The 7,431-nt window shown below is 27.0% G+C and carries 6 protein-coding genes and 1 pseudogene; 5 read left to right on the top strand and 2 right to left on the bottom strand.

The window, feature by feature from the left end:
- The 5 genes and pseudogenes from ACQY1Q_RS14185 to ACQY1Q_RS14165 form a co-directional block, all read left to right on the top strand.
- Nucleotides 1-185, top strand: a pseudogene (locus ACQY1Q_RS14185) (integrase core domain-containing protein); the annotation flags it as partial.
- A 36-nt stretch (nt 186-221) separates the two neighbouring features.
- Entirely contained in the window at nt 222-884 is a 663-nt protein-coding gene (locus ACQY1Q_RS14180; protein ID WP_431005982.1) for a lanthionine synthetase LanC family protein, read from the top strand.
- Nucleotides 885-890: 6 nt separating this feature from the next.
- Nucleotides 891-2,576 (top strand): S41 family peptidase, encoded by a 1,686-nt coding sequence (locus ACQY1Q_RS14175; RefSeq protein ID WP_431005980.1) that lies wholly within the window; start codon nt 891-893, stop codon nt 2,574-2,576.
- Nucleotides 2,577-2,580: 4 nt separating this feature from the next.
- Nucleotides 2,581-4,788: a lantibiotic dehydratase family protein gene (locus tag ACQY1Q_RS14170; protein ID WP_431005979.1), complete on the top strand. Its 2,208-nt coding sequence runs from the start codon at nt 2,581-2,583 to the stop codon at nt 4,786-4,788.
- 2 nt (nt 4,789-4,790) lie between these two features.
- A complete protein-coding gene (locus ACQY1Q_RS14165) occupies nt 4,791-5,708 on the top strand; it encodes a thiopeptide-type bacteriocin biosynthesis protein (protein ID WP_431005978.1) in 918 nt (305 codons plus the stop codon).
- Between the two features lie 535 nt (nt 5,709-6,243).
- Here the strand turns inward: ACQY1Q_RS14165 and ACQY1Q_RS14160 are convergent.
- Together ACQY1Q_RS14160 and ACQY1Q_RS14155 are read right to left on the bottom strand one after the other, a co-directional pair.
- Nucleotides 6,244-6,672, bottom strand: a complete 429-nt coding sequence (locus ACQY1Q_RS14160) for a hypothetical protein (RefSeq protein ID WP_431005977.1) — start codon at nt 6,670-6,672, stop codon at nt 6,244-6,246.
- 221 nt (nt 6,673-6,893) lie between these two features.
- Nucleotides 6,894-7,427: a hypothetical protein gene (locus ACQY1Q_RS14155; RefSeq protein ID WP_431005976.1), complete on the bottom strand. Its 534-nt coding sequence runs from the start codon at nt 7,425-7,427 to the stop codon at nt 6,894-6,896.
- Nucleotides 7,428-7,431 lie beyond the last annotated feature (4 nt).

The raw sequence follows: 7,431 nt of genomic DNA, 5'->3' as shown, positions 1-7,431 counted from the left end.
CTTGATAAGTACATCTTTGAGAATATCGACCAAGTAAGAGAACAAACACAAGATTGATGTATGATTATAACCATCATGGACCCCATGACAGACTGGGTAGATAATCACCGATAAAATACGCAGAAATTAATTCTCTTGGGGCTAGCCCCAAGAGAATTAAAAGTTATAATTTTATGAAATATTAGAAATTTATGCAGTTCTAATTAGGGGAAGCTTACAGAATAGGAGCCAATATCTTCTTCTTAACAAAAGTATTAACTAAAGATTATATAGAAGATTCTGTAAAAAGTAGAATTATAACTATAATTGATAATGCTATACAATTCTTTTTAAAATACGAACAACAAATTAATGAAAAAATCTTCAGCTTTTATCCGGTAAAAATGGAATATGAAGATTACGTTAATAAAAATATTGTAATTCAAAATTCTAGACTAGGATGGTGTTATGGAGATTTGGGTATTTTGTATACATTATTGTTTGCATCCAAAAAAATTCATAATGAATCTTATGTTTCTAAAATAGTAGAAATGTTAAAACATGTTGCGAGTCGAAAATTTGAAGATGAAAATCATAAAAAATTTATTATTGACGCCGGATTTTGCCATGGAACAAGTGGAATAGCAATTCTCTTTCGTAATATTTATGATATTACAGGAGATGATTTATTTTTAAAAACATCTAATTATTGGATAGAAAAAACACTAGTACAGAGAAAGAAAGAACAGGGAGAGGATTCGATAGACTACGGTCTTGATATAAAAGGTACAGACAAGCAAAATATCTCAGTTTTAGAAGGGCTTGCTGGAATATTATTATGCTACAATAAATTTCTAGGAAAAGACACAACTGCATCAGAAGAATTATTAATGATTAAATATTAAAACTAAATGAATTTCAAGAAAATTATAGTTTTAAATATATGGTGTATGCTATATGTTTTTCAAGCCAATGCTTTTCAAAATGAATTTCAACAAACTACAAAATATAAACAGTTCGGCCTTGTTTGGGGATTGTTAAAATATCATGATCCTGATATAAGTAAAGGAAAATATGATTGGAATGCTGTATTTCTAGAAAACATTAACAAAATAGAAATCGTTAAAAATCAAGGTGAGTTAAATAACTTTTTGTTTGGATTTATTTCTGAGTTTTGTAGTAAGAATGAGTTGTCTTATAAGAAACAACAGGAGGAATTATTTGAAAAAAATAAGGATTATGAATGGATTCAAAAACTTCCTTTTACTCATGAAATTAAAAAAAAATTAGAAGCCCTAAGTAACAATTCTGATATAGGAAATTATTACCCTTCTATATCAAAGTTGGCTATGATGCCTTCTTTTAAGAATGAAACAGAGATTGCCAATTTTAACTCTGCTAACAAATCTCACAGATTACTTACTTTTTTTAGTTTTTGGAATGCTATACAATATTATAATGTAAATAAATATTTGATGGACATTCCTTGGTATGAGCAAATTGATAATTATATACCTCACTTTTTAGTTGCAGATTCAACACTAAAATATGAAAAAGTAAAATCTGAATTCATTGCCGCTTTAAATGACTCACATGCGTTTTATGTTTCTCCAGTGGTTAATGATTCACTATTTCAATATAAACCTGCATTTGGTGTAAAAATGGTTAATGATACCTTAGTTGTAAATTCCATACGTAATAAAGCACTTGCTCAGGTAAACAATATTAAATTGGGAGATTTGATTGTTGAAGTAAATGATCTGGACATTCCGTCAAGTCTTAAAAAAAGAGTAGGATCTATAATTTCACACTCTAATAATTCTTTTTTAAAAAAATGGGCTACTTGGATTTTCTTTAATCAGTACGATTCTATTAAAATAAAACTAAAAAGAGGAAAAGATATTGAAAGTCGTTATATCAAATTGTATAATAATATACAAACAGAGGACTATTCCTATTTAAAACCAAAACAAATTCTAACAAAAAAACAGTTGGTTAATGATGGTATAGGATATATAAATTTAGGTTCAATTTCAAAAGAAGAATTAAAGGCAGCATTTAAAAAATATGCAACAACAAAGGCTATTATTATTGATTTAAGAAATTATCCAAAAAATATTTTGGAAAGAGATATTGTAAAATATTTATATCCTACAAAGAAAAGATTTATAAAAGTTCTTTTTCCTCTTAAAGGGCAACCTTCTTATGCGAATTTTGAAAAAACAGCACTTAGCTACATTAAAGACCCTTTTATTGCAGGGTCTAAAAACTCCAATTATTATAAAGGTAAAGTTATCCTATTAGTAAATCACACTACTCAGAGCAAAGCAGAATTTATAGGAATGGCTATTCAAGCAGCTCCTAATTGTATTACTGTTGGTGAGCAAACTGCTGGTTCTGTAATGAATATAACTACGTATAAATTGCCTGATGGTACCCCGGTTAACTTTACTAGTTTAGGTGCTTTTTATCCAAACGGAGACGGAGCACAAAAAAAAGGTCTCAAAATAGACTATGTTGTTAATGAAACAATAACTAATTTTCTTAACGACCCTTACATGATAAAAGCAATAGAATTAATTGAAAAAAAGGACTAATTGAATGTATAAAATTTTTGACACGTATATACTTAGAACCCCTTTATTTCCAATAGATTTTTTTCTAAATATTACTAGGGATGAAGAAGTTTCTGATAATCAACTTAAAGAGGTTTTTCAGAATCCTTTAGTAAAGGAATCGATTTACTTGGCATCTCCTATTTTATTTGAAGAAATTAAAAAATGGACTGAAGGAAAAAAGACAGATGATGCTAATAAAATAAAAATTTCTTTTCTAAAATATTTGTCTAGAATGAGTTCTAGACCCACTCCATTCGGATTGTTTTCCGGTTGCTCAATAGGCGCGTTTGATCAGCAAAATAATATTGAAAGAAAAAACGTACTGAATAATAGACATACAAGACTTGATATGGATTTAACAGGAATCATAGTAAAACGTATCGAGAATAATTTAGCCTTAAAAGAACAGCTACTTTTTTATCCTAATAATAGTTTATATACTATTGGAGGTGTAATTAGATTTGTTGAATCAACCTATAATAGTAGCAATAAATTAATCCATAAAGTTGTAGAAGTAGAAACATCAGAATATTTAGAAAATAGTATAGAATTTTCTAAGGAAGGTAAAACAATTACGGAATTAGCAAATCGACTTGTTGAGCCAGAAATTAGTATTGATGAAGCCAAGGAATATATTTTTGAACTCATAGATAGTCAAATATTAACTAGTGAGCTTCAACAAACCGTATCAGGAACTGAGAATCTTGAAAATATTATTTCAACATTAAAAAAACTTAAAGATGTTGATCAGATTTTGGTTGTTCTTGAATCCATAAAGAGTAAAATTACGGATTTAGATCATCATGTTCAAAACGAAGTATCGCTCTATTATGATGTTTTAGCATTATTACAACAACTGGAAATTAATGTAAACCCTAAATATGTTTTTCAAACCGATCTTGTGATTGGTAATGAGTATAATACATTGAGTGATGAGTTTATTAATCATATTGAAGAAGGTCTTAGAGTTATTAACAGTATTAGCTTACAAAAAAATCATAGTCAAAATACAGACTTGAATAAATTTAAAGAAGCTTTTTATGAAAGATATGAAACTCAAGAAGTACCATTATCTTTAGTCTTAGATAAAGAATTAGGGTTAGGATATCCGGTGAATACCGGAACAGGAGATGTAAATCCGTTAATTGATGATTTAAATATACAAAGCGTTTCTGGGAAAAGCTCAGATCAGTTTAGTTTGTCTTCTTTTGAAAAAATGCTTTTAAACAAAATTATAGAAGCAAAAAACAATAAGGAAATTACAATTGAAATTAAAGAAGATGAAATTCCTGAAGAGGGAAATCTAAACGATTTAACAGATACGTTTTCTACATTAGCACAAGTAGTTAATCTTGAAAAAGAAAACTATGTACATCTTAACTTTTTTACAGGATCAAGTGCAGGAAACCTGATTGGTAGATTTTGTAATGGAGATGTAAAAATGAATGAATTTATTAATGAAATAGTAGAAGTTGAAAAAAAAATAAATTCAGATAAAATTTTAGCAGAGATTGTTCATTTACCTGAAGATCGATTAGGAAATGTATTAATGCGTCCTTCTGTCAGAAATTTTGAAATACCTTATTTGGCAAGGTCTCTAAAAAATAATGAACATCAAATACCTATAAGCGATTTACTAATTTCTATTAGAAATAATGCAATTTGTTTAAGATCTAAAAAGCACAATAAAGAAGTTTTACCAAGATTAACAACAGCTCATTATTTTAAATCGAGCACACTTCCTATTTATAGATTTTTATGTGATCTTCAAGGAGAAAATAAAAGAACTATGATTAGATTTGGTTGGGATTCTTTGAGTAATTTTTCAGATTTCTTTCCTAGAATTATTTATAAGAAGATTATAATATCGACGGCTAAATGGAAAATGAATATAAAAGATATTAAGCATTTATACGATATTAAAAATAATAAGATCCTTTTAAAAGAGATGCATAAGTTTAGAACAAATAAATCAATTCCTAAAATTGTTTATTTTGTTGAGGGAGACAATAAAATTTTATTAAATCTTCAGAATACCTCTTCGATACAAACACTTTTTAATCTTGTTAAACATAAAAGTAATTTCTTGTTAGAAGAATGTCTTTTTAATGAACATACGATTTGTACGAACTCAGAAAAGGAACATTATGTTAATGAATTTATTTTTTCATTTTATAAAAATCAAATATAGATATGGAAACTTCTGGCATTAAAAGAACTTTTATTTTAGGAGAGGAATGGGCTTTTTTTAAGATATATACAGGCGTAAGAACAGCAGATGATATTTTAGTTAATCAAATTTCAACATTGATGACTAACTGGTTGGAAAAAAAATACATTGATCAGTGGTTTTTTATCAGATACTACGATCCTAAATTTCATTTAAGATTACGTTTTCATCTTACAGATACTAAGTATATAGGAGAATTAATTAAAGACTTAAATGTTGTTTTTTCACTGTTAATTCAACAAAATTTAATTTGGAAACTACAATCAGATTTTTATATAAGAGAACTAGAAAGATATGGTAGTAACAGAATAGCAAATGTTGAAAACGTATTTTTTTATGATAGTAACATGGTTATCCAATTATTGGAGTTAATAGAAGACACGGAAAGTCAAAACTATCGTTGGTTAATAGGTTTGTTAATAATAGATGACATATTTGACTCATTTAACTTATCTGTTGAAGAAAAACAAGAAATGACAGAGACATTCATTCATTTTTTTAAAAACGAGTTTGTTTACGATACAAACCTAAAAAAACGATTAAGTCTTAAGTATAGAAACAATAAGAAAAATATTGAGGAAATACTTTCTAGAAGTAATACGTATGAAAACATCTTAAATATAGTAAACTACAAAAGTCAAAGTATTAAGCCATATATTAATGAAATCAAATCTACTGTAACAAGTAAAGAAATTTCTTCCAATTTAATTTTTAGTATATGTCATATGAGTTTAAATAGACTTTATAGAACAGAGAGCAGAAAAAATGAATTTGTGTCCTATGATTTACTTTTATGTTACTACAAATCAATTTTAGCTAGATTAAAGTATGATAAAAAAAGCTCATTAAAGTTAAAAGATAGTACATTAATTACTAATTAATAAACTTATTTTAAGATTATAAAAAGTTGAAGTGTTTTTTCTGATAAGGAAAATATTTCAACTTTTTTATGAAGTTATAAGAGCATTCATTAATTTCTAACTATAACTAAAGCTATATTTTTTTTAAAAAGGTGTAATTAGTTTGTACACCTTTTTAAAAAAAAATAAATTTTAGGTGTACAGAACTGTACAAACATTTAATCTTTTTTTATTTTCATTGTACAAACAGGTAAAAACTTTTTTGTACAACAAAATATTTTTTTTGATAATAAATTGTACAAAAAGCTACAATATCTGCTGTACACCGTTTTTCTAAAATAAATTTTAAGGTGTACAATTTTGAATAAGTATAAAACAAACAAGTCAGTTTTTAATATAATACTTAAAAAAGCTGCTTATAATAGTAATATGGTTATAACAACGGTTTGCATATGGTTTGTGATGGTATTAAAGTTAATGTTTTCGGTTTAACATAGACTTTAACAATTATAAGTGGAAGTAGATTCAGACATATCCGAATCCGCCGTAATTGCGGTTATATATTGTTGTGTGTAGTTTTTATTCTTTTCACATTTATATACTCAATTAATTTTCCACCAATAAAGACAAAAAAAGTTATAATTCCAGAAAATATCAGTCCAGTAATAAATGAGAAATTCCGTCCTGTATCTGAAATCACATTTCGCATTGCTTCTTTTTGTTCAGGTGTGATTTCATCTCCATTAAAAAGTCCATCTTTATTCAGGTCAAATTTTTGTAGAGCTAACTCCGATGAAATATCAGAGTAAGTTGCTCCTCCAACAATGAGGAGATAAATTCCGAAAAATATAGATGTGCTTATCCAAAACCATTTCCATTTTACATTCAAAAATAACTTTTTTCTATTCAGAAAGATTACTCCTAAAATCAGAATTGAAATTAGACTTGGAATAATTAAATGATATGGTAAACTTTTTTCGTTCATTTAATTCGGGTTAGGTTTGGTAAATTACTGCCAACGTATTTATGTATGATTTTTCGCAGGAAAAGGATGCGAGTTCATTTCCCACGAAAAATAATTAATTGTAGTGTGTTATTTTTCTAATTCATTTATAATTTCCATAGGAAACTCAGAGTTAGCATAATTATAATGACCTCTAATTGAGTATTAATCTAGCAATTATTTTTATACAGTGTTAGCAAATGTTAATATCCAATTGTAGTTTCGTTACTTTCTATTTTTAGTTTAGTTAATTTATCTTTTAACTTACTTTGTTCGGTACCTATTTTATTCATAATCCATTCAGATAGCTCTTTGGTGGAATCATAAATCACTTTTACTTGTGTTATTTTTGAACTATTACAAATTACGTCGTATAAATTCCCTTTTAATTCTAATTCAATTTCTGATTTTGCTTTGACTGTAATTATATCTGTTTCTGCCCTTTTTATTATTGGAGGCTCAGATGCTTCAGTTATACTTTGGTCTTCACATTGATATTTAACATTAAAGAAATCCATTTGATACCCATATTCAGTAGAGGGTTTTAATATTGTTATATCTTGGTTAGAATCATTTTTAATGGTAATATATAGTTTAACCCAATGATTGCTTTTAAATGAAGTTTTTTCAGTTTTTAAATTTATAGAAATATCCTTATAATCAATGTTTTTTGTGTTTTTATGAAGTGCACAAGATGTGAAGATTAAAAGAAAAATTATCAATTTTATTACTTTCATAATA

Source organism: Tenacibaculum sp. TC6 (assembly GCF_050606265.1).
Classification (GTDB): Bacteria; Bacteroidota; Bacteroidia; order Flavobacteriales; family Flavobacteriaceae; genus Polaribacter.
This window is presented reverse-complemented; position numbering and strand designations above follow the sequence as displayed.

Excerpts from the sequence above, each read along its gene's own strand:
- ACQY1Q_RS14175 (WP_431005980.1), top strand. The coding sequence starts at position 891 with ATGAATTTCAAGAAAATTATAGTTTTAAATATATGGTGTATGCTATAT.
- ACQY1Q_RS14170 (WP_431005979.1), top strand. The coding sequence starts at position 2,581 with ATGTATAAAATTTTTGACACGTATATACTTAGAACCCCTTTATTTCCA.
- ACQY1Q_RS14165 (WP_431005978.1), top strand. The coding sequence starts at position 4,791 with ATGGAAACTTCTGGCATTAAAAGAACTTTTATTTTAGGAGAGGAATGG.
- ACQY1Q_RS14160 (WP_431005977.1), bottom strand. The coding sequence starts at position 6,672 with ATGAACGAAAAAAGTTTACCATATCATTTAATTATTCCAAGTCTAATT.
- ACQY1Q_RS14155 (WP_431005976.1), bottom strand. The coding sequence starts at position 7,427 with ATGAAAGTAATAAAATTGATAATTTTTCTTTTAATCTTCACATCTTGT.